Below are 25,770 nucleotides of genomic sequence, written 5' to 3'. Positions count from 1 at the left end.
ATTCAATCACCCAACAATGCCTACTGTCAGGACAATACCAATTGAAAGACGATGCCAAATTGTCAATCCATTCTGATACATGATAAAATCCGGCATTTTGCAATTCGAACTACCCCTATGTGGAAATTTTTATATCAAATGGCTTCGCCCAAGGCGTTTTACCAATTGACGAAACCTTGGTTGAATTGGTTAGGTTTTAGCGCACTAATTTTGCTAACGATTGGTATAATCTGGGGCTTAGTGTTTGCGCCGCCTGATTATCAGCAAGGCGATGCTTTCCGTATTATTTATGTGCATGTTCCCAGCGCTTTCTTGTCGATGGCGATTTATGGTTGGATGGGGTTCTTGGCCTTACTCTTATTAGTTTGGGGCATCAAAATGGCAGGCATGATGCTCGGAATCGCAGCTCAGTTGGGCGCATCGATGGCTTTTCTTGCCTTGGTCACAGGAAGTATTTGGGGTAAACCGATGTGGGGAACCTGGTGGGTGTGGGATGCTCGCCTTACTTCGGAACTCATTTTATTACTTTTATATTTAGCCATACTTGCGACTAAAGGTGCCTTCCAAAATAAAGAGCAGGGCGACAAGATTCTCGCCATTTTAACGCTGGTTGGCTTAGTGGATTTACCCATTATTCATTATTCCGTGTATTGGTGGAATTCGCTGCATCAAGGGGCAACTTTATCAGTTTTTGCTAAACCTAAAATTGCTGGCTCTATGTTATATCCTTTATTACTAACTCTTTTGGGTTTTTCATTGTATTGTGCTTGGCTTATGTTGCATAAAGCGCGCACTGAAGTGCTAGAGCGTGAACGAAGGCAAAATTGGGTAAAAGATCTCGTAGAAAGAGGGAAAATATGAGTCAGTTCCAGCAATGGCTAACGATGGGAGGCTATTCCACTTATATTTGGTCGGCTTATGGACTAGTTGGCTTGGTGTTTCTAATGAATTTGCTCAATATTAAATTTCAACAAAAAAGGACACGTAAAAAATTACAACAGTGGTTTAAGAGGCCATAAGATGAATCCCGTCCGCAAGCGAAAAATGCTAGTCTTGTTGTTTATTCTCTTCGTTCTGACCTTAGTGACAGCTCTTGTCCTCTATGCTTTAGGGCAAAACATTAATTTATTCTTTACACCTACCCAGGTCGTGAATGGCGAAGCCTCCAATAAACAATCGATTCGTTTAGGAGGCATGGTTGTAAAAGATAGTATTGTGCGTGGCGAGGATTTGTCCGTTGAATTTAAATTGACCGATTTCAAGCAAACAGTAACGGTACATTACAGAGGCATCTTACCTGATCTCTTTCGTGAGGGGCAGGGCATTGTTGCCCTTGGTGTAGTAAGTGATAACCAGCATTTCACTGCCACAGAAGTGCTGGCAAAACATGATGCGAATTATATGCCGCCAGAAGTCAAAGATGCTTTGGCAAAAACGGTGCAATCTGGAGCAAAGAAAGTAAATGATAGCTGAAATTGGTTTATTTTCATTAATATTAGCCCTATTGTTTGCCTCGTTATTGGCTATTATGCCAACACTTGGTTTATGGCGTAAAAAAGAAGAGTGGATTAATGCAGCGCCTCTATATGCCTGCGGTCAGTTTATTTTTATCGCTTTAGCCTATTGTTCTTTAACCCTTTGTTTTTTAAACGATGATTTCTCAGTCGTTTATGTATTAACTAATTCTAGCGTCACTCTGCCTTGGTTTTATAAACTTTGCGCCGTTTGGGGAGGGCATGAGGGATCCATGCTACTTTGGGTCGCCATTTTAAGTTTTTGGATGTTTGCCATTAGCTTTTTTAGTTCATCGTTAGATAAAGCAATGCGCGCTCGCGTTTTAGTTGTTTTAGGATGGCTTAGTATTGGATTTATTCTTTTCTTGCTTAGCACTTCAAATCCCTTTATTCGGCAATTTCAACTATTGCAAACACAGGGTCGTGACTTAAATCCTCTGTTACAAGATCCGGGATTCTTATTTCATCCCCCTATGCTTTACATGGGATATGTAGGCTTTTCTGTGGCTTTCGCTTTTGCAATTGCGGCACTTTGGGTGGGAAAAGTGGAATCTGCTTGGGCAAAATGGACTAGACCCTGGACTTTAGCCGCATGGTGTTGTTTAACAGCGGGTATTACCCTCGGAAGTTGGTGGGCTTATCGCGAGTTAGGCTGGGGTGGATGGTGGTTTTGGGATCCTGTAGAAAACGCGTCTTTTATGCCCTGGCTAGTGGGTACGGCATTATTGCACTCACTAGCCGTAAGCGAGCAGCGGCAGCAATTTAAAGCCTGGACGATGTTGCTGGCTATTACCGCTTTTTCCCTAAGTTTGGTAGGGACTTTTTTAGTTCGTTCAGGGGTTTTGACTTCGGTGCATGCCTTTGCAGTGGATCCTCAACGTGGTCTTTATATTCTTTGTTTTCTTCTGATAGTTATTGGCGGTTCATTGCTACTGTTCGCTTTGCGCGCACAAACCTTACAACGCATTGAAAATCCTTCCGTTTTTTCGCGTGAGTCTGCGCTACTTCTAAATAATGTCTTCCTTGCAGTAATCATGTTAACTGTATTGATGGGTACTGTTTATCCTCTGCTTATTGATGGCTTAGGTTTAGGTAAATTATCGGTGGGTGCGCCTTATTTTAATTCCGTATTTGTGCCATTAATGATTCCCTTGTTGATTCTAATGGGGATAGGTGTTCATTTAAATTGGCAGCGAGATAGTCTGCGTAAAATTGCTTCTAAATTATCTAAAGTATTTTTTCTAAGTATCTTAGTTCCCTTTTTATTATTAATTTGGCTAAAACAACCAATTAATGGCTACAGCTTGCTGGGTTTAATGCTGGCGTTTTGGGTTGTATTGAGTACCTTCAAATTAGTTTTAATGCGCATCAAACAGCGAGGACTGCTCAACCTAGGACAGGCCTTTTGGGGTATGGTGCTTGCCCACTGCGGGGTTGCTGTAACGGTGATTGGTATTGCTGTATCGACCGGTTATGGTATACAAGATGATGTTAAAATGGCTCCCGGTGATACCGTTAATTTGGCGGGCTATAAAATTTCGTTTATTAATGAATCCCCATTAGTGGGTGCAAACTATCGTGGGACTCAAACCCAATTTTTAATTAAGCGTCATGATAAGGAAACGGTGATTTATCCGGAAAAACGCATATATAATGTCGGGCAAATGGCAATGACGGAATCAGCGATTGACGTGAATCCTTTTCGTGATATTTATGTCGCTCTTGGTGAGCCTTTAGATGATAAATCTTGGTCAGTTCGTGTCTATTTTAAACCTTTTGTGCGTTGGATTTGGGGCGGAGGTTTTATGATTTTAGCGGGAGGCATAGTGGCTCTTACGGACAGACGCTATTATCAAGCTCGGCAAAAACAAACGGCTGATTATGGACAAGAGGTCAAGGTATGAAAGCTCTTTATTGGCGTTTAATCCCATTAGCAATTTTTGCATCGCTGGTTTTTTTTCTCTGGCGTGGTTTGTCTTTAGAACCGAGAAAATTACCCTCTGCACAGTTAGGTAAAGCTTTACCGTCTTTTCAACTGCCGGCTTTGGAAGAGGGCGAATTATTTACTCCGCAACGGATGAAAGGACGAGTCGCAGTATTAAATATCTGGGCGAGCTGGTGTGCAGCTTGTATCGATGAACAGGTTTTTTTAATGCGACTTGCACGAGAGGCTGTTCCCATTTATGGCTTAAATTATAAGGACAAGACAGAAAACGCTCAGCGGTGGTTAAAAGAATGGGGTAATCCTTATCAAGCGGTGGGCGAGGATAAAGAAGGCAAAGTAGCCATTGATTTAGGCGTGTATGGCGCACCAGAAAGCTTTTTGATCGATAAAAAAGGTATTATTCGCTATCGACATATTGGTATTTTGGATGAAAAAGCTTGGCAATCTGATTTTCTACCGCGTATCAAACAATTGGAAGGTGAAGCATGAAAGCTTGTCTATTAATTCTCAGCTTTTTTTTGTTTATGCCCTTAGCGTCAGCCAATACGATTTATCCACTGGCTACGGCAAAACAGGATGCGCAGTTTGCGCATTTACTCAAAGAGTTACGCTGCCTGGTCTGCCAGAATCAAGACTTAGCGGATTCTAATGCGGGGTTAGCTAAAGATTTACGTGAGCAAGTTTATGATTTGGTCAAACAAGGAAAATCTGATGGCGAAATTATCAGCTATTTAACGAGTCGTTACGGTGATTTTATTTTGTTTAATCCACCGGTTAAGTCTTTGACTGCTTTGCTGTGGTTTGGGCCGTCCTTGTTTTTATTTTTAGGTTTATTAATTTTTTGGCATACCTGTGTAAAGCGAAATTCTTATGAATGAATGGTGGTTATTAATTAGTTTTATCGTATTGGGTTTATTGGCTTTGCCTTTAGCTTTATATCCTTTGCGCAAAACTAAGTTGCTGATGGTTATTATTGTTCCTGTATTTGTTGTCTTTTCATCGCTTGTGTATTGGCGATGGGGTGCTTGGTCATCCTGGCAGGAATATCAACATCGAGAGGCAACTCAGCAGCAAGTCCAAGCTGTGTTGCAGACAATTAAAAGTCCTGCAGAATTAGTTGAGCGAATGAAGACTCGGCTTAAGCAAGATCCAAATAGTGAGCGGGGATGGTATTTGTTAGGGCGATTGTATGCGAGTCAAGGCCAATGGCTTGAAGCACGGGATGCTTTTTTAAAAGCACTCGAATTAAAACCTGAAAATGAAATGACACTAATCAATTATGCTCAAAGTCTTTTGCAATTAAATCAGCAACAATTTAATAAACAGATTAGAGAGATATTAAAAAATTTATTGCAGAAAGATCCAAATCAACCCGATGCCTTAGCCATGCTAGCAATGGATGCTTTTGCAGATAGAAATTATCAATTAGCCATCGATTATTGGCAACAATTGCTTAAACTAGCTCCGGAACAATCGGAAGAAGCTCAATTATTACGCAAAGCTATCGCTAAAGCACAGCAGAAACTGATGTCTCCCTGATTGATTATCAATACGGTTGCTATTTATGAAAGTTCTATTGAATTTAGGATGAGAAAATATTAATATTTCTGTTTAATAAATAATCAGAAGCTGCCATGTTTAATAAATTTTTCCTTTTTGCTATTGTTCTAATTCTACCCAGCCTTAGTTTTGGCTTCTACGATAGAAAAATTACAAACCAATCAAATTACACCTGGATTATTGTCGATTCATCAAGAGTTTTTGCCAAACGAGGCTTCATCCAATTTGATAGAGCCCCTGACAAATACCCCAAAGCGTGTCTGCCAGTAAATGCTCAAGCGGGAGAAGCTTGCTTTTTAGAACCTGGACAAACAACCTATGTACGCTATGTTTTTATCTATAGCTCAGATCATCGAGACTGGGAAGATACTCGTAAAGTAATTACTTTTATTAATCCTCTAACTTACGAAACAGTATTGGTACAGTTGGAAGGAGACGTTTTCGAAAAATCGTTGAAAATGGAGAGCTCTAATCCAAAAAAACTTAATGATTCACATGGCGATATTACCATTTTTAATCCTTAATATAATTTGATTGTGAATAATAATAACAAAATTCATAGGCCAATTTTGTTATTATTTCTACTAAATGAGTTAAAAAAGACCTGACGCGCTATAGTAAATTGAAACTGAAGTATAAAGAATAAAAGGAAGAAATCTTCCAAAGTGATGTTTTGTTTTCATTTTTAAAAGATCCTTAACCACATGAAGATTGTAAAACTAATTCAAAAATCATGCCGATTAGTAGAGAGTCATTTTTGAGCAAGGATGGTCATTATGTTACAAGAAACGCTTGTCCTTTTACCCGGTGTTTTATCTGATGAAAAGGTTTGGTCGCATCAAATTAAGCATCTAAGTCATCTAGTTCCTTGCCAGGTAATTCCCCTAACCGTTAAGGATTGTATGGAGGATTTGCTAGCGATGGTCCTTGAAACGGTTAAAGGTCGGTTTATTTTAGCTGGACATTCTATGGGTGGTTGGCTCGCATTAGAATTAGCTAAAGCCGCACCGGAACGGATCTCAAAGCTATGCTTGCTGAATACTTCTGCACAAGCCGATCCGCCGGAAAAAAGGAAAGATCGTTTTGCGATGATTGAGGCGGTTGCGCGGGGAAAATTTCACTCCTTAGCCGAGGACATCGCGGAGCGCTATGTTTATTGTTCGAATCTAAAAAAGGAGGTACTAGCCATGTTTCTAAGCGTTGGTGAAAAGTCTTTTCTTAACCAAGAAAAAGCATTACTAACTCGCAGAGAAACTGTTTCTATTCTTCCTCAATTAACAATGCCAACCATGATTATTCATGCTGAGTATGATCGTGTTTTTTCCTTAGAATCACATTTAGAATTAGCACAGAAGATTCCCCATGCTAAGTTAGCGATCATCGAAGATTCTGGGCATATGAGTCCCATGGAAGCGCCCCAGGCAGTGACTACATTGATGCGATTTTGGATTGATTATTTTTAGCCGGCAAACTAAAGGGGTCTTTTGTTTCGTCCTTATAGGAGGCGTTATGGTTCTTCATAGAGAAACATAGTTTCATTAATTAATGCGTGCTAACCGGCAATTTTTCGTCTACACTAAAATTCACATAGGGACTTAAGTATGCAAATTCAAGGAGAAGAAATGAACAATCGTGTTTATCAAATTGTGGAGCTGGTGGGTACTTCGGAAGAGGGAATTGAAGAAGCTATTAATAATGCGATCGCAACAGCCGCCAAGCTACATGGTAAACTGGATTGGTATGAGGTTCTCCAAACTCGCGGATTCATTGAAGGCTCCAAAAGTAAATATTATCAAGTGCATATAAAAGTTGGTTGTCACGCACATTAGTCTATTTCCACTGACTCACGCAGTACTTTTAAAAAATGTAATCCATAATGACTCAATTTATGCTGACCAACTCCAGAGATATCTAGTAATTCATCGAGAGTCTGGGGTTTGTCTCTCACCATCTGATGTAGGGTGGTATCGCTAAAGATCATAAAGGGCGGTTTGTTTTCTTCTTCAGCTAATTTTCGGCGTAGTGCGCGCAGTGTTTCAAATAAAGGATTCTCAGTATTAACTAGGAAATTTCGTTCTTTTACTTTGTTGTTTTTTGTTTTTAAGTCTGGTTTAGGTAGAGTGAGAAAAACTTTTTCTTCCCCTTTTAGCACAGCAACGGCTTTTTTAGTTAAGCACAGGACATTAAAACGGTTAGTATCTTGATAACAATAATCCCGATGGATCAATTGCCAACCTAGCTGTTTCCAGTAATTAGCGGTCTTATCTTTGCCAATGGCAAAAGTACTTAATTGTTCATGCCTTGCTTGTTGGATTTTCTCCGAGGTGCTTCCGCGCAGAACATCGATGACATGGGTCATTCCATAACTTTGCCGTAAGCGGTAAATACAAGATAGAAATTTTTGCGCATCTTCCGTAGCATCTATCGTTTGCGGTGGATTGTCGCAGACATCGCATTTATTGCAGGTTTCATCAAACTGCTCATCAAAATAACGAAGCAAGATTTGCCTGCGACAATGGGTAGCCTCAGCAAAAGCCAGCATATGGTTAAGTTTGTTGGTTTCAATGCGCTGCTGGGCTTCATTACTCGTCGTTGCTATCCAACCTCGCAGTCTGCCGCTGTCTGCCGGATCATAAAGAAGCAAAGCAAGAGCGGGTAAGCCATCTCGCCCGGCTCTTCCGGTTTCTTGATAATAACTTTCAATGGTTTTAGGTAAATCATAGTGAACCACAAAGCGCACATTCGGCTTATCAATGCCCATCCCAAAAGCAATCGTAGCAACAACCATATCAATGTGATCATGACGAAATAAGGACTGCACTTCACGACGCTCACTATGGGCAAGGCCTGCATGATAAGCTCGGGCGCGATAGCCTAATTCTTGTAATTTCAACGCTAAACGTTCTACCGCATTACGAGTACCACAATAAATAATACCGGATTGTTGATTCTGCCCCAGCAAAAACTGATTTAATTGTTTAATGGGATTATTTTTTATAACGACGCTGTAATGAATATTAGGTCGATTGAAAGAAGCAATGAATTCCTGGGGCCGATAATTTAATTTTTTTATGATGTCTTGGCGTGTTTGCTGGTCAGCGGTCGCTGTAAGTGCAATAACCGGAATCGTAGGAAAATGAGTTTTTAATAAACCTAAGGCTGCATATTCAGGGCGGAAATCATGACCCCACTGGGAAATACAATGGGCTTCATCGATAGCAAATAAAGAAAGTTCGCATTCTTGTAAACGGTCAAGAAAAGATTGGCTTAACAAGCGCTCTGGCGCGATATACAGTAAATCGAGCTCATTATTATGCAGCTTAGCTAGTACCTGTCTTGCCTCTTCGCTTTTCAGTGATGAATTATAATAAGCAGCACGAATACCCTGTAATTTAAGTGCAGCTACCTGGTCTTCCATCAATGCGATTAGGGGTGAAACCACAATAGCGACACCATGACGTACTAAAGCTGGGATTTGGTAGCAGAGTGATTTGCCCCCGCCAGTCGGCATAAGAACTAAAACGTCATTGCCGTCAACGAGTTGATCAATGATATCTCCCTGAGGACTGCGGAAGGAATCAAAGCCAAAATAATCCTTTAAAATACGATTGGTTTTGCTGAGACTAGCTTGAGGTTGTATTACAGATTCCATGTGTTTTTTCTTTTTATTTTTAGTCAGTTACGCCAAAATCTCCTGAAAATTAGCGGCCTAATTTTGCTAGAAGAGCGGCAATAATAGCATCTTTTAAAAAAACATCATAAGTATTGTCGGGATAGTGACAATTAAGTTATGTTAGAGTGGGTATAGACGCTATCGCTTGTGCTTTAAGAATAAATGGAAGAGGGTTATGGATTTCAAATTAAGTGAAGAGCATATTGCTTTTCGAGACATGGCGGCAGAATTTGCACGCAATAAATTGGCACCAAATGCTGAGAAATGGGATGAAAACAGTTATTTTCCAGTTGATATTTTGCGCGAAGCAGGAAGTCTTGGGATGGGGGGAATCGTCTCTGCTGAGGATATCGGCGGGTCTAATCTAAAACGTCTTGATGCTGCCATTATTTTTGAGCAGCTCGCAGCCGGTTGCATTACAACCAGTGCCTATCTTTCTATTCACAATATGGTTGTCTCCTTAATTGATCACTATGCCGATGAGCTTCTGCGCAAAAAATGGGGTCCTCGTATTGCCTCACTAGAAGCTCTAGCCAGTTATTGCCTCACTGAACCTGATTCGGGCTCCGATGCGGCTTCCTTGAAAAGTCGTGCGGTCCGTGAAGGTGATTATTATATTTTGAATGGGGCAAAATCGTTTATTTCAGGCGGCAGTGTCAGTGATATTTATTTGTGCATGGTGAGAACTGGTGATGATTCACATCATGGCATATCCTGTTTATTGGTTGAAAAAGACATGCCAGGTTTGAGCTTTGGCAAATTGGAAAAGAAAATGGGATGGCGAAGTCAACCCACCTGTATGGTCTATTTTGAAAATTGCCGTGTCCCTGTGAGTAATCGTGTGGGTGAAGAGGGTATGGGTTTTAAAATCGCCTTAAATGCATTGAATGGTGGGCGAGTTAATATCGCGTCCTGTTCTTTGGGAGGAGCCACCGCCTGCCTGCGTCTTACGCAAAAATACCTTCAGGAGCGTATCCAATTCGGTAAACCTTTATCCAAAATACAAGCCCTGCGTTTTTATTTCGCCGATATGTTAACTGATTTTGAAGCAGCTCGATTGATGGTCTATCGTGCCGCTGACGCTTTAGATAAAGGCGACCCTCAAGCGCCCATGTATTGCGCAATGGCCAAGCGTTTAGCCACCGATGTGGCTTTTCGTATTAGCGATAAGGCGATGCAATTACACGGGGGGTATGGATATCTCCATGATTATCAAATTGAACGGCTATTTCGCGATCTCAGAGTCCATCAAATTTTAGAAGGCACTAACGAAATCATGCGAGAAATTATTGCTAAAGCAAGTCTGGATGATGACTATTTTATTGATTAACAGGAGTTTTAAATGAATTTTATCGAACAAGATTTAGATGGTAATGGCATCTTAATTCTGACACTAAATCGTCCCGAAAAACTAAATGCCTTAAGCACTGAAGTGTTGCAGGCTCTAGATGAAATTTTTGACTCAGCTAAACACAATCGCAAGGTTAAAGCATTGCTACTGACTGGTTCGGGTAAAGCATTTTGTGCCGGAGCCGACATTTCCCGACTTGCTGAATGCAATGCGGAAACGGGCTATCAATTTGCCTGCGAAGGCCAAGCCATTTTTAGAAAATTAGAAACGATAGGCAAACCCTCATTAGCGGCGGTTAATGGATTTGCCTTTGGCGGCGGCTGTGAGCTGTCAGTCGCAGCAACCCTGCGTATTGCGGCGACCACCGCCCAATTTGGCCAACCTGAAGTGAAACTTGGGGTAATTCCTGGCTACGGTGGTACACAACGCTTAGCACGTTTAATAGGCAAAGGGCGCGCAATGGATCTTTGTTTAACGGGTCGATTTATCGATGCTGAAACGGCTCTGAAATGGGGATTAGTCAGTGAAGTAGTCGCTCCTGAACACCTGTTAGAACATGGAAAGCAGATTTTAAAAGGTATTCTCTCGATGGCTCCCTTGGCAATTGCTGGTGTCATGGAAGTGATAGACCGTGGATATGATATGTCTCTAACCGATGCGCTACATTTAGAAGCCGTTCATTTCGCTAAAGTGTGTGCCAGTGAAGATAAAAAAGAGGGCGTCGATGCATTTTTAGCTAAGCGCAAAGCAGAGTTCAAGGGGGAGTAGGCGATGGCTGCAGATATCGCTTTTACGCAAGAAGGGCAGATAGGATTAGTCACCTTAAAGCGACCTCAAGCGCTCAATGCACTTAATTTGCCTATGATTAAAGCTTTTCAGCAGCAATTACAACTATGGCGAAGCGATGAGCAGGTTCAGGCAATTGTTGTCCAAGGCGAGGGAGAAAAAGCGTTTTGTGCGGGAGGAGATGTACGCTGGCTCTACGAAACCGGATTAGCTAAAAATCCTGAACAAATGCAGTTTTTTTGGCATGAGTATCGATTAAACCATTATATTCACCATTACCCTAAACCTTATATTTCGCTCATGGATGGAATAACAATGGGTGGCGGAGTAGGCATTTCTCTACATGGCTCCCATCCAGTGGCCACAGAGCGCTTTATTTTTGCTATGCCAGAGACGGGAATTGGTTTTTTTCCTGATATCGGCGCGAGTTATTTGCTTGCACGTTGCCCCGAGCAAATTGGCATTTATTTAGGGTTAACGGGTAATCGCCTCAATGCGAAAGACGCTTACTCGGTAGGTCTAGTAAAGTATGTGGTTAATTCTGAGCAGCTCTCAGCAGTCTTGGCTAGCCTTATTCAGGCAGACTTGTCATCTAATGCTCATCAGCAAGTTAATGCTTGTTTGCAACCATTTGCTATGCCCGTTACTGAGGCAGCAATAGATAATGATAAAGCGAGAATTAAATCCTGTTTTTCAGAAGAAACTGTAGAGAAAATTATTGCTGTTCTGCAAGACCGAGAAGAGGAGTGGGCAAAGTCTATTTTGCATAGCCTAGAACAAAAAGCGCCCCTAAGTTTAAAAGTAACCTTGGCACAAATTCAAAAAGCAAAATCCTTATCAATGGGAGATTGCGTGAAAATGGATTATTGCTTAGTAAGTCAATTTATGAGGGATGTTGATTTTTATGAAGGAGTTAGAGCCTTACTCGTTGATAAAGATAAGAATCCCCATTGGCAACCGGATCGTTTAGCTGCTGTGACTAGCGCTAAGGTTGCAGATTATTTTGAGTGTAATCAGGATGAACTTGAGTTGCTTCATTGATAGGGACCCCGCGGCTTGACCGCGGGTCCATATCGACCTTTTCAAGCGATAAATCCTAATACTAATTTCGAAACAAAATTGTCTGTTCCTGTCATTTCCCTTAAAATGCATGATCTAATTCATCATAGGTCTGTTTATGTCTGATTTTTACCAGGATTTCAATAAGCGAAGAACGTTCGCCATTATTTCGCACCCCGATGCCGGTAAAACAACCGTTACCGAAAAGTTGTTGCTATTTGGGGGGGCAATTCAGCTGGCTGGTACTGTGAAAGGGCGTAAAGCAGATCGCCATGCCACTTCTGATTGGATGGAAATGGAGAAGGAGCGGGGAATTTCTATCACTACTTCCGTAATGCAGTTTGTTCATAATCATCACGTTATGAATTTACTTGATACCCCGGGGCATGAAGATTTCTCTGAAGATACTTATCGTACTCTAACGGCAGTTGATTCCGCTCTTATGGTTATCGATGTGGCAAAGGGTGTTGAGGATAGGACAGTTAAGTTGATGGAAGTTTGTCGTTTGCGTGATACGCCGATTATGACTTTTATTAACAAATTAGATCGTGAAGGCCGGGAACCTATTAGTTTACTGGATGAAGTGGAAACAGTGTTAGGTATTCAATGTGCGCCGGTGACTTGGCCAATAGGGATGGGAAAACGATTTAAAGGAATTTATCATCTTTACCAAGATAGAGTTTATCTCTATCAAACGGGTAAAAATGCACAGAAGCAGGACGCTACACAGATAAAGGGTATAGATAATCCTGAATTGGACGCTTTGCTAGGTGATGCTGCAAAAGAATTACGTGAAGAGATCGAGTTAGTCAAAGGGGCTTCTCATGAATTTAATCTTGAAGATTATTTATCTGGAAAGATGACTCCAGTTTATTTTGGCTCGGCGATTAATAATTTTGGTATTAAAGAATTATTAGATGATTTTGCTGAATTTGCGCCAGGACCTCTATCACGTACTGCACTTGAGCGCCAAGTGAATCCTGGTGAAGAAGCCTTTAGTGGCTTTGTGTTTAAAATTCAGGCGAATATGGATCCCAAGCACCGTGATCGCATTGCTTTTTTACGGATCTGTTCTGGAACTTTTAAAAAGGGAATGAAATTAAATCATTTACGTATAGGCAAAGAAGTTCAAATCGCTAATGCGCTTACTTTTATGGCTGGCGATCGTTCGCATGCGGAAATGGCAATGGCTGGCGATATTATTGGTCTCCACAACCATGGCACTATTCGTATTGGTGATACCTTTACTCAAGGAGAAACTTTAAAATTCACTGGTATTCCTAATTTCGCTCCGGAACTTTTTCGCTTGGTCCGTTTAAAAGATCCACTCAAAAGCAAGGCCTTACTTAAAGGATTAATTGAATTGTCTGAAGAAGGGGCAACCCAAGTGTTTAGACCACTGAATAGTAATCAATTAATACTCGGCGCGGTTGGTGTTTTGCAGTTTGATGTTGTTGCTCATCGATTACAGCATGAGTACAAAGTGGATTGTATTTATGAGTCGGTTAGCGTTAGTTGCGCACGTTGGGTTTATGCGGAGGATGATAAGGCAATGACAGAGTTTCGTACAAAAGCCTACGATTATCTAGCTCTTGATGGAAGTGATACCTTGATGTATTTGGCGCCCACCAGAGTAAATTTAACGATGGCCCAAGAACGTTATCCTAAAATTCAGTTTTCAGCAACGCGAGAGCATTGACATTAACAGTGAGAAATCTTCTGCAATTAAAAGATTTCTCACTCTACTCTTCTTTTAAATCGTGCACTTCGCAGTGATGTCGCTTGGACCTTTGTTGAGTAATTTTACTACAGCTCTACCATCAGCTTCGAGAACAAGTTTAGATCCTGATGGAATGTTAAATGGTCGAGTTTCGCCGGATTTGATTTCCTCATTGTTTACTTTGCTTGATTTGAGAATCATTTCAACAATAATTTCATTACTCTCATCTTCGCTAAAAATAGTACAAGTAGCAGTCATTTTGTGATAATAAGGATTACCAATCATGATGGGACTATTGGCAAGAAGCTTATATTCAAAACTAGCTCCGGGTCCGGGCATAATATTGTAAGTCATTGCCAGCGCGCTTGCACTGAATAGTGAACCTGCGCACAACAAGCTATAGCCAATTTTTCGCAACATGAAAATCTCCTAGTTAAAAATTAGGAGCTAAGATACCGTTATTTTCTAGCTAAGGCAATGAGTGTTTTTTTAAATAGATAATTAGGATAGGATCTCCTATTTCAAAGCATTTTGCACTGAAGAAGGTGCTTTGATGAAGTTGTTTTACTTCATCAAAGTGCAATTAAATTTCTGCTAGGGCTTTGGCAATAGATTCCGTCATCACCTTCGCATCGCCAAAGAGCATATAGGTATTGTCGTGAAAGAATAAATCATTTTCTACACCAGCATATCCAGGTGAAAGGCTTCTTTTTACAAACAATATAGTTTTGGCTTTTTCAACTTCAAGAACTGGCATTCCATAAATAGGAGAACTTGGATCTGTCTTCGCTGCCGGATTAGTAATGTCATTTGCACCGATGACAAAGGCGACATCAGCTGTAGCAAAATCACGATTAATTTCACTGAGCTCAAAGACACGGTCATAAGGGATATTCGCTTCCGCCAATAGCACGTTCATATGACCAGGCATCCGACCAGCAACAGGGTGAATAGCAAAGCGTACGCGAATCGAGCGCTTTTCTAAGGCATCGACTAATTCTTTCACCGCATGTTGGGCATGCGCCACCGCCATACCATAACCAGGGACAATAATGACATCTTTTGCATTAGACAGTAAAAAAGCGGCGTCTTCACCATTCGCTTGTCTAACCTGTTGATTTTCATGATGGGAGCGAGTACTTGCTCCGTCAGAGGCTTGTATGCCCCCGAAAATCACGTTAAAGATCGAGCGATTCATTCCCACACACATGATGTAGCTCAAGATGGCCCCGCTCGCGCCCACTAAAGCACCGGTGATAACCAATAAATGGTTGCTTAAAGTGAATCCAATACCCGCTGCCGCCCATCCTGAGTAGGAGTTTAACATGGAGATAACAACCGGCATGTCAGCACCGCCGATGGGTACAATGAGTAAAAATCCGATTAAAAATGACAGGAGAGCAAGAAGACTAAAAACAGAAAGAGATTGTTTTAAAACAAAGAAAACGAGCAGACCTAAAATAGATAATCCTATCAATAAGTTAACTATTTTTTGTCCACTAAAACGAATAGGTTGACCAGTCATCCAACCTTGTAATTTCAAAAAGGCGATGATCGAACCAGAAAAAGTAATCGCCCCAATAATCAATCCAAGACTCATTTCGATAAGACTTGCCGTTTCGATATTTCCTGGAGTCCCAATATGAAAAGAATTGGGTGATAAAAAGGCACAAAAGGCAACTAATACAGCAGCAAGACCAACAAGAGAATGGAATCCTGCAACTAGCTGTGGAATTGCCGTCATATTAATTTTAAGTGCTATAAAGGTACCAAGCGCACCTCCTGCAAGAATAAGAATAATTAATAGCCAATGATGATTGACAGTGGGCATCATTAAAGTCGAGATAATGGCAAGTGCCATACCACAGATACCCAATAAATTACCCCTTCGAGAGGAGGAAGGGCTGGCAAGTCCCTTGAGTGCTAAAATAAAACATATTGCAGCAATGAGGTATAAAAATGGAACTGATGAGGTCATGTGATATCCGTCCTATAACACGTAAGATATAAGGTCTTGCCTAATTTATTTTCGTGAACTTTTATACATTCGTAACATTCTTTGTGTCACCACAAAACCGCCAAAAATGTTAATAGCAGTAATAAAAATTGCTAGTCCTCCCAAATAGGTGATGGGACCTATCAATTGAGTGCCCGTAGCAATCAAAGCACCCAAAATGATAATACTTGAGATTGCATTGGTTACCGACATCAATGGGGTATGCAAAGCAGGAGTTACTTTCCAAACCACGTAATAACCTACGAAACAAGCAAGTACGAAAATTGTTAAAATAGCAACATAAGGATTGCCTAGGGTATTCATACTAGTCATAGCGTTTCCTTAGCTTTTTGAAATGGTAAATAATTACCCTCATGGCAAAGCAGGGCTTGTTTAATAATTTCATCTTCTTTATTAAATACAAGCTCGGAAGAGGAGTCGACTAACAGCGTAATGAGATGCACGAGGTTATTTGCATAGAGTTCACTTGCCGTTGCGGGAATGAGTCCTGCTATATTGCTATAACCTATTATGGTTACCTCCCCTTCTTTGATGATCTTATCGCCCTGGCTTACCTCGCAGTTACCGCCGCGAGAAGTTGCCAAGTCAACGATTACGGAGCCTGGCTTCATTTTTTTTACGGTTTCTTTAGTCAATAGGATGGGAGCTTGTCGACCAGGAATTAAGGCGGTGGAAATAACAAGATCAGATTGCGTGGCGTATTGATCAATCAATTGGGCTTGCAGGCGTTTGTATTCTTCACTGGTCTCACTCGCATACCCGCCACTGGTTTCATTATCTTGATCTTCAGCGACTTCGATAAACTCAGCACCTAGGCTTTCGACTTGTTCTTTTGCTGCGCGTCGCACGTCAAAAGCATAGACAACTGCTCCTAGACGTTTCGCTGTGGCAATGGCCTGTAAGCCAGCCACTCCAGCGCCAAGGATAAGCGCCTTTGCGGGTTGAATCATACCGGCGGCTGTCATCATCATGGGAATGGCGCGGTTGAAATGAACTACAGCTTCAAGAACTGCACGATATCCAGCAAGGTTAGCCTGAGATGAAAGGCTATCCATACTTTGAGCTCGACTTATTCTTGGAATAAGGTTCATTGAAAAAACGCTCATTTTTTCTTTGCAACCCCAGGTAAGTAACTCACCCTCTTGGTTATTATCGATAGGTGCGATAATGAGTGCTTCCGGGGCTAGATCCTGTAAATCGGAAGGGGAGGGCTCATTAACACAAACCAAAATTTTGGCTTTTTGTAATAGCGATTTGCGATTGGCAACAATTTTAGCACCAGCAGCTTCATAATCTGCATCACTAAAACCTGAAGCATGTCCGGCGTTTTTTTCGCAAACGACTTCAAGACCTAGTTTTAGATAGTGTTTTATTGCATTGGGTGTGATTGCAACACGAGTTTCATTCGAACTATTCTCATTTAACGCAGCAATAATCATTGAGAAACATCCATTTCACCTTAGATGTGTTTATCCTATTGTAATCTGGTTGATATTTCTAGCGTTTTTTGAAGAATCAAATGAATTGTGTGCCAATTAAAATTGCTGTACTCTACGCTCACTTTGCTAAAGTCCAACACAAAATATGGAAATTCTCTGTGTATTTGCAGGGATAGCTTTTGTTTATACAGAATCGCTTTATCCCTTAATAATGCTTGTTATTAGCTTTTTTTTTCGCCCCGGGTATTCAGCGTTTGTAGCATTCTCCCTGGCTATAATCTGGGGAATGTTGCATCTTTGGTGGGTTGATGATCGCGGTATGCCTGATGCTCGTGTTCTGTCAAAAGCTGAATTAAAAGGCAGAGTCGTCTCACTTCCTATCAGCAATTCTAACAAAACCCAATTTGAATTTGCGGCTCACGAATTAAATGGCAAAAAAGTCAGTGCTGTGATTTTAATTTCCTGCTATCAACATTGTCCTCATTTCAAAGTAGGCCAAACCTGGTCTTTCGAAGCCAAGTTAAAAAAACCTGAAAACCTAGCTAACCCTGGCCATTTCGATTTCGTTGGCGGATTAAACGCGCGTCATATTCATTGGACTGGGTATATTAAACACTTTACTAAATTGCATCCAAATATAAGCAAGCCTCAATCTTTGCTGATTTTTCGTGAGAAATTGGCTTTAACTTTTGCGCACGCCATCCCGGATACTGCTGTACTGGGTATTTTACAAGCGTTAACGTTGGGTCTGACCACGCATATTGATAAGCTGCAGTGGGATTTGTTTCGACGTACGGGAACCACCCATCTGATGGTTATTTCTGGTTCACATATTGGTTTAATTGTGGGGTTCAGTTATTGGTTAATGAAGTGGTTATGGTCTCGGTCCAGTCGCTTATGTTTGTCTTGTCCTGCGGCTAAAATAGCCACGGCTGCGGCACTGTTCATGGGGGCTGTGTATGCATTGCTCGCAGGTTTTGCTCCGCCTTCTCAGCGTTCTTTGTTAGCTTGTATTTTTCTATTATTACGAAATTTTTTAAACTGTCGATTCACCGTTTGGCAAGCTTGGCGCTATGGTTTACTTGCCGTGCTAATCTATGAGCCGCATGCGGTATTACTGCCCGGATTTTATTTATCATTTATTGCAGTTGCTATTTTAATTCTGATCAATCAACGAGTGGCGGGGAGCAAGCTTAAAAAGGCCATCTGCATTCAATTGGCTTGTTTGATTGGGCTAATGCCGCTCAGTTTATATTGGTTTTCTTATGGTGCTGTGAATGGCTTGCTTGCAAATTTGTTGGCTATTCCCTGGGTGGGTTTTATTATCGTACCGCTTTCTTTAATCAGTCTGTTTTTGCTGCATTGTTTTAATATTCATTATCTAGTGACTCCCATTAAAATAGCGACGGAATGGCTGCTCCATTTTTTACAATGGGTTGATTCTTTTTCAGTGCTTAATTTGGATTGCTCTTACACTGAATTATTATCACCGCTTGCTCTTATGTTGGTGATGTTGCTTATTCTTTTTTTACCTATTAAAGCTATTTTTCCTGCAATAATTGTTTTATTTTTTTCTAGTCTTTTTCCTGGTCATCAGAAAATTAAATTGGGTGAGGCAAAGATTGATTTTTTAGATGTAGGACAAGGCTTAGCTGTGGTAGTGAATACTGCAAATCATAGTTTAATTTATGACACGGGAATGAAGTTTTACCAAGGCGGAGATATGGGGAAGCTTGCCATTATTCCTTACCTTAATACTTTAGGTATCAATAAAATTGATAAAGTGATTATTAGCCATCCGGATTTAGATCATCGGGGTGGTTTAGCTTCGCTTGAAGAAAAATACCCCATTGCCGATCTTTTAGTGGATAAAGTTTCTTATTATCACCGTGGAAAGGCTTGTCATCACTATCCAGCATGGCAATGGGATAAAGTGACTTTTCGATTTTTGGCAATTGGCAAAAGATTTAGGAACAAAAACAATAGTTCTTGTGTTTTGCAAATAGAAAATGAAGCCGGAAGAATATTATTAGCCGGCGATATTGAAAAATTAGCTGAGAATTATTTGGTTGCCACTTATGGGAATCAGCTTCGTTCAGAGGTTTTACTAGTGCCTCATCATGGCAGTAAAACATCTTCTTCCTTGGCATTTATTGAGCAAGTCGCCCCCCATTATGCTGTCATCTCATCAGGTTTTGATAATCGCTATCATTTTCCTCATCAACAAACTTTAAATACTTTTAAAAAGCAAAAAATTGCTGTGTACAATACCGCGGAATGCGGTATGGCTTCTGTTAAATTGGGTAGACAAAATGATGAAATTTCAACAAGTTGCTATAAAAATACAAAATAATTTGTTGTTGTGTTATTCTGATTCTCATTGACAATAAAATAATCACAGTGTATCATCCGGCCATCTTATGGCCTGTGAAGTTGTGAATTATGACGCTACGTTTGTTGGGATTATTGGCGCTCTTTGCGAGTTTTGTTGTTAATGCCGCAAGTTCTGAATGTCAACAACATCAATGTATCGCTATAGTTGATGCCGGTAGTACCGGTTCTCGGTTGCATATTTATGCTTACGATGTCGACCAAACCAAGACCCCAGTGAATGTAAAAGAGCTCTGGTCTAAAAAGATCAAGCCGGGTTTCGCAAGCATCGAACCTAATCAAGCAACCTTGGATAACTACCTGACAAGTTTGTTTTCTGGAGCAAATGAAGACAATTTACCTCTGTATTTTTATGCCACCGCAGGTATGCGACTGTTGCCAACACCTAAACAAAAGCAATTTTATGACCTAATGCAAAATTGGTTTGCCAATCACCCCGAGTGGCAATTGCAAAGTTCTAAAACTATTACCGGAAGTGAAGAAGGGCTGTATGGCTGGTTAGCAGTCAATTATAAGCTCGGTACGTTAACATCCAATGACAAAACCCCTGTTGGCGTGATGGATATGGGTGGGGCATCGGTGCAAATTGTTTTCCCTGTAGCAAGAACTGAGGGAATAAAAAATTCTGACCTCCAACAATTCGATCTTTATGGTCGTCATCTGCAACTTTTTATACATAGTTTTCTAGGGCTTGGACAAACCGAAGTCACTCATCAATTCCTCGATGTAGGTTCCTGTTTTGCGAACGAATATGAATTACCAACTGGCCTAACAGCAGAAGGGGATGCTACAACTTGTAAAACAGAAGTGGCGACATTAATGAATAATGTGCATCGGGTTAATAGCATTATCCAACCTGTAATGGGAGCGAATCCCATAAACAATTGGTATGTCATTGGTGGAATGTCTGATCTAGTACAAAGCCACCCTTTTCAGTTCTCGAATAACGAATTTACTAATGAGTCATTATTGGAACAAGCTAATACGTTAATCTGTCATCAACAATGGTCCTCTTTGAGTTCACAATACACAGGCAACGAATATCTCTATGGCTATTGTCTTTTTCCTGCCTATTATTACGCTTTGATGGTGGATGGTTACGGCATACAACCGCAGCAATCAGTCAACTATCTTACGGCTAATCAGACAACAGATTGGACGTTAGGGGTTGTTTTATTACAAACTGCAAAAGCATAGAATAGCCTAATTTTTCTTCTAACTAAGAATCCAATATGTCAAAAGAAGCAACTTATAGAGGCTGGTTTAAAGCTTGGCGAAAAGAAAAAGCAAGCAAAGAAGACAATTGTTTAAAGACTGCGCTTCTAATTAGTTTATACCTAGAACAAGCAAGTTTTGAGCAAATCAAAGACGATTTACAAGATCATCTTTCACCTAAATTTGAGGAATTCGCTAGGTACAGAGAGCGCAATTATGGTTCTTTGGTTTTTGCCAGATTTGCAGTTTATGAATACTTAGCAAGTCTTCCAAGCTCGGCAGTAGAAGAAAAGGAATTACTCGGTGAAGTTATTCAATCTATCGAAGGTTTGTATGAAAACCCCACTAGTAACACGTTGGATAAAATTAAAAAATTAATCCAAGCATTTAATTCTTGGATTGAAAATTTTGCGGATAAAAACCCAAATCAAGAACAGGTCATTAAGGCTTATAAATCGATTTACACTGCACTTAAAATAATCGATATCACTCTAGGTAATCTTCCTACATTTTTGAAAATAACTGCCAGTCGAATTGTTGATATTAATGATTTTCACCGACAAGTGAAGGAGTTACTTGATAAAACTGAAGAAAAAATTATCCTGTCAACTGAAAAAAATGCTCAAGGAGAAGAGCCTTCCGACGTTCTTGGTCCGACAACAATTGCACAACATCTTCATGCAATTAATCTAACTATTTTGAAAAACAGAGAGATTCCTCTCGTGGCTAGAGTAGAGTTAGTACAGCAAAGAACAAGAAATAGGGTCAAAGAACTTGGCTACTTAGGTGAGTTAAGAGGTACCATTCAATTATTAGTTAAAAAAAAGGAAAATGCAGAAAGACTATTGCGAGCGTTAATTGAAAACAATCAAAAACCGACAGGAAGGCTGTATCTATTAGATTTCATTGCGAAAAATAAAGCGAACTTTGATGAGATGATAGCTAATGCCGATGACGATCAAAATAAGCTCGAATTTATCGCAATAGTGAAAGAGCTTTTAAATCCAACTACGTATCGAAAAACAGTCTCTTCTTTGCAATATGCTACTAGTGTGACAACCTCCATACCCAGCAGTTTTTTCCGTTACATTGCGCCTGGTTACACAAATGCAGTATCCAATTGTTCACCTGCCACAATAGATAGTGCCGCTAAGGATAATTTTAAGAAGTTATTAGACAGCTATATCGCCAAGTTATCAGAGCAAATAGATAAAGCCAAAAAGGTTTTTGAAGCGCGCAACGATAAAATTGCTAACGGGGATAAACAAGTAAAAGCATTAATTTTAAATTGTGCTTCATTGGATCTTGATCAAGCTGGTCTAGACTTAGCTAAGTCTCAGGATGCAGAAATTCTAGCCTATGAGTTAATTAAGGAAGAAGAAAATAGAAATAAAATACTTCAATCGGTAGAAGATTACGAAAGAGAAGTCGATGCATTAGAAAGTAAGCTTAAAGAGCATTTAGCAAAACCCCAGAATACACTGATTAGTTTCTTTGGTTATGATTCGGAGTTAACGAAAATTGCAGAGAAGATAACACAGCTGAAAATATCTTTTACAAGTCTTAAAGAAGAATACACTTCAGTAATCTTTCAAGATAGACAAAAATTATCGACCATTGAGGAAATCAGCGGTGAATTAAGGGAATGTATCCTGACAGAAATAGCTAGCTCTAAAGCTACATCTTATGCTCAAACCAAAGAAGCAATTGATGGAAGACTGCAATTTCTTACTATCCAGGATCACTTTAATCTCATTGAAAGAGAGTTTTCCAGTTTCCTAAAAACGCACATAACTTCGCAAGCTTTGCTAGTCGCAGTAACAGAGGGAATCGAGCTAGAATCCCCAAGCCAAACACGCACTAAAGAAACTCAACTTATCCAAATGTCTTAAAAAGAATTAAGAATATAATCAACCCAAAGCCTAATCTTGCACCGAAATACTCCACAAGGATATACTCCCAAGGTTGCCGTTGTAGCTCAGTCGGTAGAGCAATTGATTCGTAATCAATAGGTCCGCGGTTCGATTCCGCGCAACGGCATTTTAAAATCAATGAGTTACATGATTTTTTCTTTGTAACCATTTTTTGTGTCGCATCTGTGTCGCAGTTTACTTCACCAATTCAAGTAAAAAAATTGGGGTCTTTCCCAATTACGGGGGCACTCACCGATTAACAACCAGCACCCTAACACGAGTTCTGTAAATTCTAATATTCACGCAGGCAACCTACAGCTTTTGTAATTGGAATAAATTCTATACGAAAAATTGATCTGCGATATCTTGTTCATAGCTGAAGGATTCTATTTTTACGCCCGCTATGTAAGTGTTCTTTTTCTTAAAAGTACACTGGTCACGTTTTACTTTTATTGTTGGAATTTCAGTTTGCAAAGAATAAAATCTCTGCAGAAGAGAGTTATTTTGCTTAGGGTAAATAATTTGTATAACTCTGTCTGTGTTTAATTCGCGAATAACAATTTCTTTATTAAATAACCAAGCATTAAAAACTTCCAGATCAAGAATATGGACACCGTTCATGTACATGTATTCGCCTAAACAACTGGATGTTACCATTATTTTTTCAATTTTCTTCTGCGCCCACCAATTCGCTGAGAATAACGTCTTCATAATGCTATCATTAGGATCAAACATAAGTTGTTGTTTTACCGCATAATTAACTTTTGATTTAAATAGTTTGGACTCAATATTTAATTTTCCATAAAGCTCTTGATAATCTTCAAAGTAAAATGGCTGTAGAAACCGTTTACACTCTATAAAAAATAAGGTGTTTTCTAATTGAAAAATAAAGTCGAACTCTCCCTTTCGATTAGAGGTATTAACTATACCATCTTCTTTTTCAATAAATAGATTCGATATAAATGAAATATTCTGTTTCTCTAGACCTAAACCAACTTCTCTTTCTAAAGGATTAATGTATTTAAGGGAAGTAATAGAATTATCCATGAAAATTTTTTCTTCATATTGCCTCGACAAAGAACATAAGCATTGGATCGGATCTAATTGCGAAGCAATTGAGCTAAATAATAAATATCTATTTCGCCCTATTTTATAAAATGGATGATCAAAGATATCGCCTTTGTTTTTTATCTTTCCATCATTATTTAATATCAAACATGCAAAAATTTTCTCAGAGTCATCTACAGACAAATCCGTTTTATTTTTTAGCAACTCGACCCACTCTTCTTTGGATTTTATTGAAAACCATTCACTTAGCCAAATTGTATGTTTTCTTTCAGAACGTTTCCCTATAAAGTCTATGGAGAATTGTTTTATTACTTCATACGCTTTAAACCATTTCTCAAAGCTAATCCCTTTAATAAATATTTCTGATGGAAGCGCATAAAAATATTCACTGCACATATACATATTCCTATCATACCGAGCTTTTTCCACTTTATTACCTCTATGCAAATAAGATTGACGGCTACGGTAGTTTGCAATCATCCAGGCTTGATATTTCTTTTTATCAATTGAACTAGTGATTAACCCAGTTGTTTTTTTTATTATTGAAATATCTGCATAGCACCAAAGTTCATTTATATGGCTCAAGTGCCAAAAATCTCGAATGATAGGTATATAAATTTCTTTCTTTTTAACCTCTTCAGACGATAACTCTATTTCTTCAAGGTAAGCGTCAGACTGAACATGAAAATATAATAATATATCTCTAATTTCTCGAGTTTTTTCCTCAATATAATTGAAATACTGATTCCATTGGTTGAAATATTCTTTTTTATTCTTTGAGGCCTGGATTTCAGGCGTTAATAAATATTTACGCAACTGACTCTCATCACATGCAATATCAATGTGACGATTAACTGTTAAATAGTTTTCCAAAAAAATTAAAAACCCTGCTTTTTCCCTGGCTAGTAAATTTTTATCACTGAATTGAGGGATCTGGGAAAAAATTTTTTTATAGAGAGACTGTAGTAAATGTGCTTCAAATTTTAATCGTTGAATATGTTTGTTTTTGGAAGGAAAAGTCTTATTAAGAGCAGTAATACTTTGTTGAAAAAGTTTTACGTAACGGTTTTCTTTATTTCTTGAAATAACAATATCTGATGCTTTTAACTGTTTCAATGCTGTCTCAAAACCATGTTTTTTTGAAAAAATCAAATATTCATTTAAAAATTCTTCTGTATTATCTCTTAGTTTATGGAATTTCTTTATCTCTAAATTCATGGCTCAACACCGTATCATCTTTATTTGATCTCAAACTTTAAAATCCTGACCATTATTTATCCATATAAAACGATGGACTATCAATAGATGGACTATCAATATAAGATGTCCACCCATTTTTTTTACACCATCGTGCTAAATTTAAATTATGAACACATTCAATAACTGTTCTCTGGAAAGGGTGTATGCTGTGTAACATCATAATTAATTCGGTACCATGCCCTCTTCCCTGAAAAGATTTTTTAGATATTTCAATCTTGCAATATCTAAGGTAAGTAAATTCTCTTCGCGGCATCTGGCTTTTCTAATATAAATTGTAAAATAATTATTTTCTACGTAAGTGTTAGGCCATGAATTTGTAAGTTGGTATAAAAAAACCTCTACTCTTTTTACGATATCAAATTTTGCGGAATTTATAGATCTAAATTTAGGTTTTTCGTTTAGTAAATTATAATAATGTTTCTCTGTTAGCATTATGTGCTCTAAGTGTCCTTAAGCAATCTTAATTTTATATTTAAATAAGGCAACAAGCTACTCGCTCGAGCTCTCAGTAGTAAAACTCATAAATACAGCCTAAAAATAAAATTCGGCCACCTTGCTTGATAGGTCATTTATACCTATGAACATTAATAACTTTTAATTAACCCTACTAATCTTATTTTTGCTCTATTACCTTGACTTCATCTCTCCTGCAGATCAATACTTTTCACCGAACACGAAGAAGCTCTAAGTAATATGGATGAGTTTCATCATCGATGGAGCACCCAGTCTTTTTCTAAAATGAAAAGGATTCAACTGGATTTCAAAACGCATGGATGCATTGGCCGGCATTAAGCCGATTGAAATATCAATTGACGAGGTTATCCATGTCTACAATTAAACCATCACGTTTGGTAATCCA

General features: G+C 39.3%; 23 protein-coding genes and 1 tRNA gene. 18 read left to right on the top strand and 6 right to left on the bottom strand.

Annotated elements, in window-relative coordinates; genetic code table 11:
• The first annotated feature begins 117 nt into the window (after positions 1-117).
• The 10 genes from ccmC (at position 118) to Ldro_RS15680 (ending at position 6,848) form a co-directional block, all read left to right on the top strand.
• Entirely contained in the window at positions 118-861 is a 744-nt protein-coding gene (gene ccmC / locus Ldro_RS15725; RefSeq protein ID WP_058497407.1) for a heme ABC transporter permease CcmC, read from the top strand.
• Positions 858-1,019 (top strand): heme exporter protein CcmD, encoded by a 162-nt coding sequence (gene ccmD, locus Ldro_RS15720; protein ID WP_058497378.1) that lies wholly within the window; start codon positions 858-860, stop codon positions 1,017-1,019. Before ccmC ends, ccmD begins: the two co-directional genes overlap by 4 nt.
• Before the next feature lies 1 nt (position 1,020).
• The gene (ccmE, locus tag Ldro_RS15715) at positions 1,021-1,473 is read left to right on the top strand and encodes a cytochrome c maturation protein CcmE (RefSeq protein ID WP_058497377.1); all 453 of its coding nucleotides are present in this window, start codon (positions 1,021-1,023) and stop codon (positions 1,471-1,473) included.
• Entirely contained in the window at positions 1,463-3,418 is a 1,956-nt protein-coding gene (locus Ldro_RS15710) for a heme lyase CcmF/NrfE family subunit (RefSeq protein ID WP_058497376.1), read from the top strand. Before ccmE ends, Ldro_RS15710 begins: the two co-directional genes overlap by 11 nt.
• Positions 3,415-3,948 carry a DsbE family thiol:disulfide interchange protein gene (locus Ldro_RS15705; protein ID WP_058497375.1) on the top strand — a complete coding sequence of 178 codons (534 nt, stop codon included), beginning with the start codon at positions 3,415-3,417 and terminating at the stop codon, positions 3,946-3,948. The genes Ldro_RS15710 and Ldro_RS15705 overlap by 4 nt, the downstream gene beginning before the upstream one ends.
• The gene (locus Ldro_RS15700; RefSeq protein WP_058497374.1) at positions 3,945-4,337 is read left to right on the top strand and encodes a cytochrome c-type biogenesis protein; all 393 of its coding nucleotides are present in this window, start codon (positions 3,945-3,947) and stop codon (positions 4,335-4,337) included. Before Ldro_RS15705 ends, Ldro_RS15700 begins: the two co-directional genes overlap by 4 nt.
• On the top strand, positions 4,330-4,998 hold the full coding sequence (locus Ldro_RS15695; protein WP_058497373.1) for a tetratricopeptide repeat protein: 669 nt from the start codon (positions 4,330-4,332) through the stop codon (positions 4,996-4,998). Before Ldro_RS15700 ends, Ldro_RS15695 begins: the two co-directional genes overlap by 8 nt.
• 95 nt (positions 4,999-5,093) lie before the next feature.
• The gene (locus Ldro_RS15690) at positions 5,094-5,543 is read left to right on the top strand and encodes a hypothetical protein (RefSeq protein ID WP_058497372.1); all 450 of its coding nucleotides are present in this window, start codon (positions 5,094-5,096) and stop codon (positions 5,541-5,543) included.
• A 252-nt stretch (positions 5,544-5,795) separates the two neighbouring features.
• The gene (locus tag Ldro_RS15685; RefSeq protein WP_058497371.1) at positions 5,796-6,482 is read left to right on the top strand and encodes an alpha/beta fold hydrolase; all 687 of its coding nucleotides are present in this window, start codon (positions 5,796-5,798) and stop codon (positions 6,480-6,482) included.
• Between the two features lie 159 nt (positions 6,483-6,641).
• Positions 6,642-6,848 (top strand): dodecin, encoded by a 207-nt coding sequence (locus Ldro_RS15680; protein WP_058497406.1) that lies wholly within the window; start codon positions 6,642-6,644, stop codon positions 6,846-6,848.
• Here Ldro_RS15680 and recQ read toward each other — a convergent pair.
• Positions 6,845-8,671 (bottom strand): DNA helicase RecQ, encoded by a 1,827-nt coding sequence (gene recQ, locus Ldro_RS15675; protein WP_058497370.1) that lies wholly within the window; start codon positions 8,669-8,671, stop codon positions 6,845-6,847. The two genes, Ldro_RS15680 and recQ, sit on opposite strands and share 4 nt — an antisense overlap.
• A 196-nt stretch (positions 8,672-8,867) precedes the next feature.
• Here recQ and Ldro_RS15670 point away from each other — a divergent pair, with 196 nt between their 5' ends.
• From Ldro_RS15670 to Ldro_RS15655, 4 genes are all read left to right on the top strand, one after another.
• Entirely contained in the window at positions 8,868-10,022 is a 1,155-nt protein-coding gene (locus Ldro_RS15670; protein ID WP_058497369.1) for an acyl-CoA dehydrogenase family protein, read from the top strand.
• A gap of 12 nt (positions 10,023-10,034) precedes the next feature.
• Positions 10,035-10,811 carry an enoyl-CoA hydratase/isomerase family protein gene (locus Ldro_RS15665; protein ID WP_058497368.1) on the top strand — a complete coding sequence of 259 codons (777 nt, stop codon included), beginning with the start codon at positions 10,035-10,037 and terminating at the stop codon, positions 10,809-10,811.
• Positions 10,812-10,814: 3 nt separating this feature from the next.
• Positions 10,815-11,870 carry an enoyl-CoA hydratase/isomerase family protein gene (locus Ldro_RS15660; RefSeq protein ID WP_058497367.1) on the top strand — a complete coding sequence of 352 codons (1,056 nt, stop codon included), beginning with the start codon at positions 10,815-10,817 and terminating at the stop codon, positions 11,868-11,870.
• Between the two features lie 136 nt (positions 11,871-12,006).
• Positions 12,007-13,587 (top strand): peptide chain release factor 3, encoded by a 1,581-nt coding sequence (locus Ldro_RS15655; RefSeq protein ID WP_058497366.1) that lies wholly within the window; start codon positions 12,007-12,009, stop codon positions 13,585-13,587.
• Positions 13,588-13,641: 54 nt separating this feature from the next.
• Here the strand turns inward: Ldro_RS15655 and Ldro_RS15650 are convergent, their stop codons facing one another.
• The 4 genes from Ldro_RS15650 to Ldro_RS15635 form a co-directional block, all read right to left on the bottom strand.
• Entirely contained in the window at positions 13,642-14,028 is a 387-nt protein-coding gene (locus Ldro_RS15650) for a hypothetical protein (RefSeq protein WP_058497365.1), read from the bottom strand.
• A gap of 163 nt (positions 14,029-14,191) precedes the next feature.
• Entirely contained in the window at positions 14,192-15,586 is a 1,395-nt protein-coding gene (locus Ldro_RS15645; protein ID WP_058497364.1) for an NAD(P)(+) transhydrogenase (Re/Si-specific) subunit beta, read from the bottom strand.
• A 45-nt stretch (positions 15,587-15,631) separates the two neighbouring features.
• Positions 15,632-15,937: a proton-translocating transhydrogenase family protein gene (locus Ldro_RS15640; protein WP_058497363.1), complete on the bottom strand. Its 306-nt coding sequence runs from the start codon at positions 15,935-15,937 to the stop codon at positions 15,632-15,634.
• Positions 15,934-17,064 carry a Re/Si-specific NAD(P)(+) transhydrogenase subunit alpha gene (locus Ldro_RS15635; protein WP_058497362.1) on the bottom strand — a complete coding sequence of 377 codons (1,131 nt, stop codon included), beginning with the start codon at positions 17,062-17,064 and terminating at the stop codon, positions 15,934-15,936. Before Ldro_RS15635 ends, Ldro_RS15640 begins: the two co-directional genes overlap by 4 nt.
• 145 nt (positions 17,065-17,209) lie before the next feature.
• Here Ldro_RS15635 and Ldro_RS15630 point away from each other — a divergent pair, with 145 nt between their 5' ends.
• The 4 genes from Ldro_RS15630 (at position 17,210) to Ldro_RS15615 (ending at position 22,710) form a co-directional block, all read left to right on the top strand.
• The gene (locus Ldro_RS15630; protein ID WP_058497361.1) at positions 17,210-19,417 is read left to right on the top strand and encodes a DNA internalization-related competence protein ComEC/Rec2; all 2,208 of its coding nucleotides are present in this window, start codon (positions 17,210-17,212) and stop codon (positions 19,415-19,417) included.
• Positions 19,418-19,506: 89 nt separating this feature from the next.
• The gene (locus Ldro_RS15625) at positions 19,507-20,652 is read left to right on the top strand and encodes an acetate and sugar kinases/Hsc70/actin family protein (protein WP_058497360.1); all 1,146 of its coding nucleotides are present in this window, start codon (positions 19,507-19,509) and stop codon (positions 20,650-20,652) included.
• A 35-nt stretch (positions 20,653-20,687) separates the two neighbouring features.
• Positions 20,688-22,562 carry a hypothetical protein gene (locus tag Ldro_RS15620; RefSeq protein ID WP_058497359.1) on the top strand — a complete coding sequence of 625 codons (1,875 nt, stop codon included), beginning with the start codon at positions 20,688-20,690 and terminating at the stop codon, positions 22,560-22,562.
• Between the two features lie 75 nt (positions 22,563-22,637).
• Positions 22,638-22,710, top strand: a tRNA-Thr gene (locus Ldro_RS15615).
• A 212-nt stretch (positions 22,711-22,922) separates the two neighbouring features.
• Here the strand turns inward: Ldro_RS15615 and Ldro_RS15610 are convergent.
• Positions 22,923-24,869, bottom strand: a complete 1,947-nt coding sequence (locus Ldro_RS15610) for a hypothetical protein (RefSeq protein ID WP_058497358.1) — start codon at positions 24,867-24,869, stop codon at positions 22,923-22,925.
• Positions 24,870-25,770: the final 901 nt, after the last annotated feature.

The organism is Legionella drozanskii LLAP-1 (assembly GCF_001467585.1).
Classification (GTDB): Bacteria; Pseudomonadota; Gammaproteobacteria; order Legionellales; family Legionellaceae; genus Tatlockia; species Tatlockia drozanskii.
Note: the sequence above shows the minus strand (reverse complement) of the source record. Positions and strands in the feature narration are given on the sequence as shown.

Bases quoted from the DNA above. Each gene is read 5' to 3' on its own strand.
- ccmC (WP_058497407.1), top strand. From the start codon at position 118: ATGTGGAAATTTTTATATCAAATGGCTTCGCCCAAGGCGTTTTACCAA.
- ccmD (WP_058497378.1), top strand. From the start codon at position 858: ATGAGTCAGTTCCAGCAATGGCTAACGATGGGAGGCTATTCCACTTAT.
- ccmE (WP_058497377.1), top strand. From the start codon at position 1,021: ATGAATCCCGTCCGCAAGCGAAAAATGCTAGTCTTGTTGTTTATTCTC.
- Ldro_RS15710 (WP_058497376.1), top strand. From the start codon at position 1,463: ATGATAGCTGAAATTGGTTTATTTTCATTAATATTAGCCCTATTGTTT.
- Ldro_RS15705 (WP_058497375.1), top strand. From the start codon at position 3,415: ATGAAAGCTCTTTATTGGCGTTTAATCCCATTAGCAATTTTTGCATCG.
- Ldro_RS15700 (WP_058497374.1), top strand. From the start codon at position 3,945: ATGAAAGCTTGTCTATTAATTCTCAGCTTTTTTTTGTTTATGCCCTTA.
- Ldro_RS15695 (WP_058497373.1), top strand. From the start codon at position 4,330: ATGAATGAATGGTGGTTATTAATTAGTTTTATCGTATTGGGTTTATTG.
- Ldro_RS15690 (WP_058497372.1), top strand. From the start codon at position 5,094: ATGTTTAATAAATTTTTCCTTTTTGCTATTGTTCTAATTCTACCCAGC.
- Ldro_RS15685 (WP_058497371.1), top strand. From the start codon at position 5,796: ATGTTACAAGAAACGCTTGTCCTTTTACCCGGTGTTTTATCTGATGAA.
- Ldro_RS15680 (WP_058497406.1), top strand. From the start codon at position 6,642: ATGAACAATCGTGTTTATCAAATTGTGGAGCTGGTGGGTACTTCGGAA.
- recQ (WP_058497370.1), bottom strand. From the start codon at position 8,671: ATGGAATCTGTAATACAACCTCAAGCTAGTCTCAGCAAAACCAATCGT.
- Ldro_RS15670 (WP_058497369.1), top strand. From the start codon at position 8,868: ATGGATTTCAAATTAAGTGAAGAGCATATTGCTTTTCGAGACATGGCG.
- Ldro_RS15665 (WP_058497368.1), top strand. From the start codon at position 10,035: ATGAATTTTATCGAACAAGATTTAGATGGTAATGGCATCTTAATTCTG.
- Ldro_RS15660 (WP_058497367.1), top strand. From the start codon at position 10,815: ATGGCTGCAGATATCGCTTTTACGCAAGAAGGGCAGATAGGATTAGTC.
- Ldro_RS15655 (WP_058497366.1), top strand. From the start codon at position 12,007: ATGTCTGATTTTTACCAGGATTTCAATAAGCGAAGAACGTTCGCCATT.
- Ldro_RS15650 (WP_058497365.1), bottom strand. From the start codon at position 14,028: ATGTTGCGAAAAATTGGCTATAGCTTGTTGTGCGCAGGTTCACTATTC.
- Ldro_RS15645 (WP_058497364.1), bottom strand. From the start codon at position 15,586: ATGACCTCATCAGTTCCATTTTTATACCTCATTGCTGCAATATGTTTT.
- Ldro_RS15640 (WP_058497363.1), bottom strand. From the start codon at position 15,937: ATGACTAGTATGAATACCCTAGGCAATCCTTATGTTGCTATTTTAACA.
- Ldro_RS15635 (WP_058497362.1), bottom strand. From the start codon at position 17,064: ATGATTATTGCTGCGTTAAATGAGAATAGTTCGAATGAAACTCGTGTT.
- Ldro_RS15630 (WP_058497361.1), top strand. From the start codon at position 17,210: ATGGAAATTCTCTGTGTATTTGCAGGGATAGCTTTTGTTTATACAGAA.
- Ldro_RS15625 (WP_058497360.1), top strand. From the start codon at position 19,507: ATGACGCTACGTTTGTTGGGATTATTGGCGCTCTTTGCGAGTTTTGTT.
- Ldro_RS15620 (WP_058497359.1), top strand. From the start codon at position 20,688: ATGTCAAAAGAAGCAACTTATAGAGGCTGGTTTAAAGCTTGGCGAAAA.
- Ldro_RS15610 (WP_058497358.1), bottom strand. From the start codon at position 24,869: ATGAATTTAGAGATAAAGAAATTCCATAAACTAAGAGATAATACAGAA.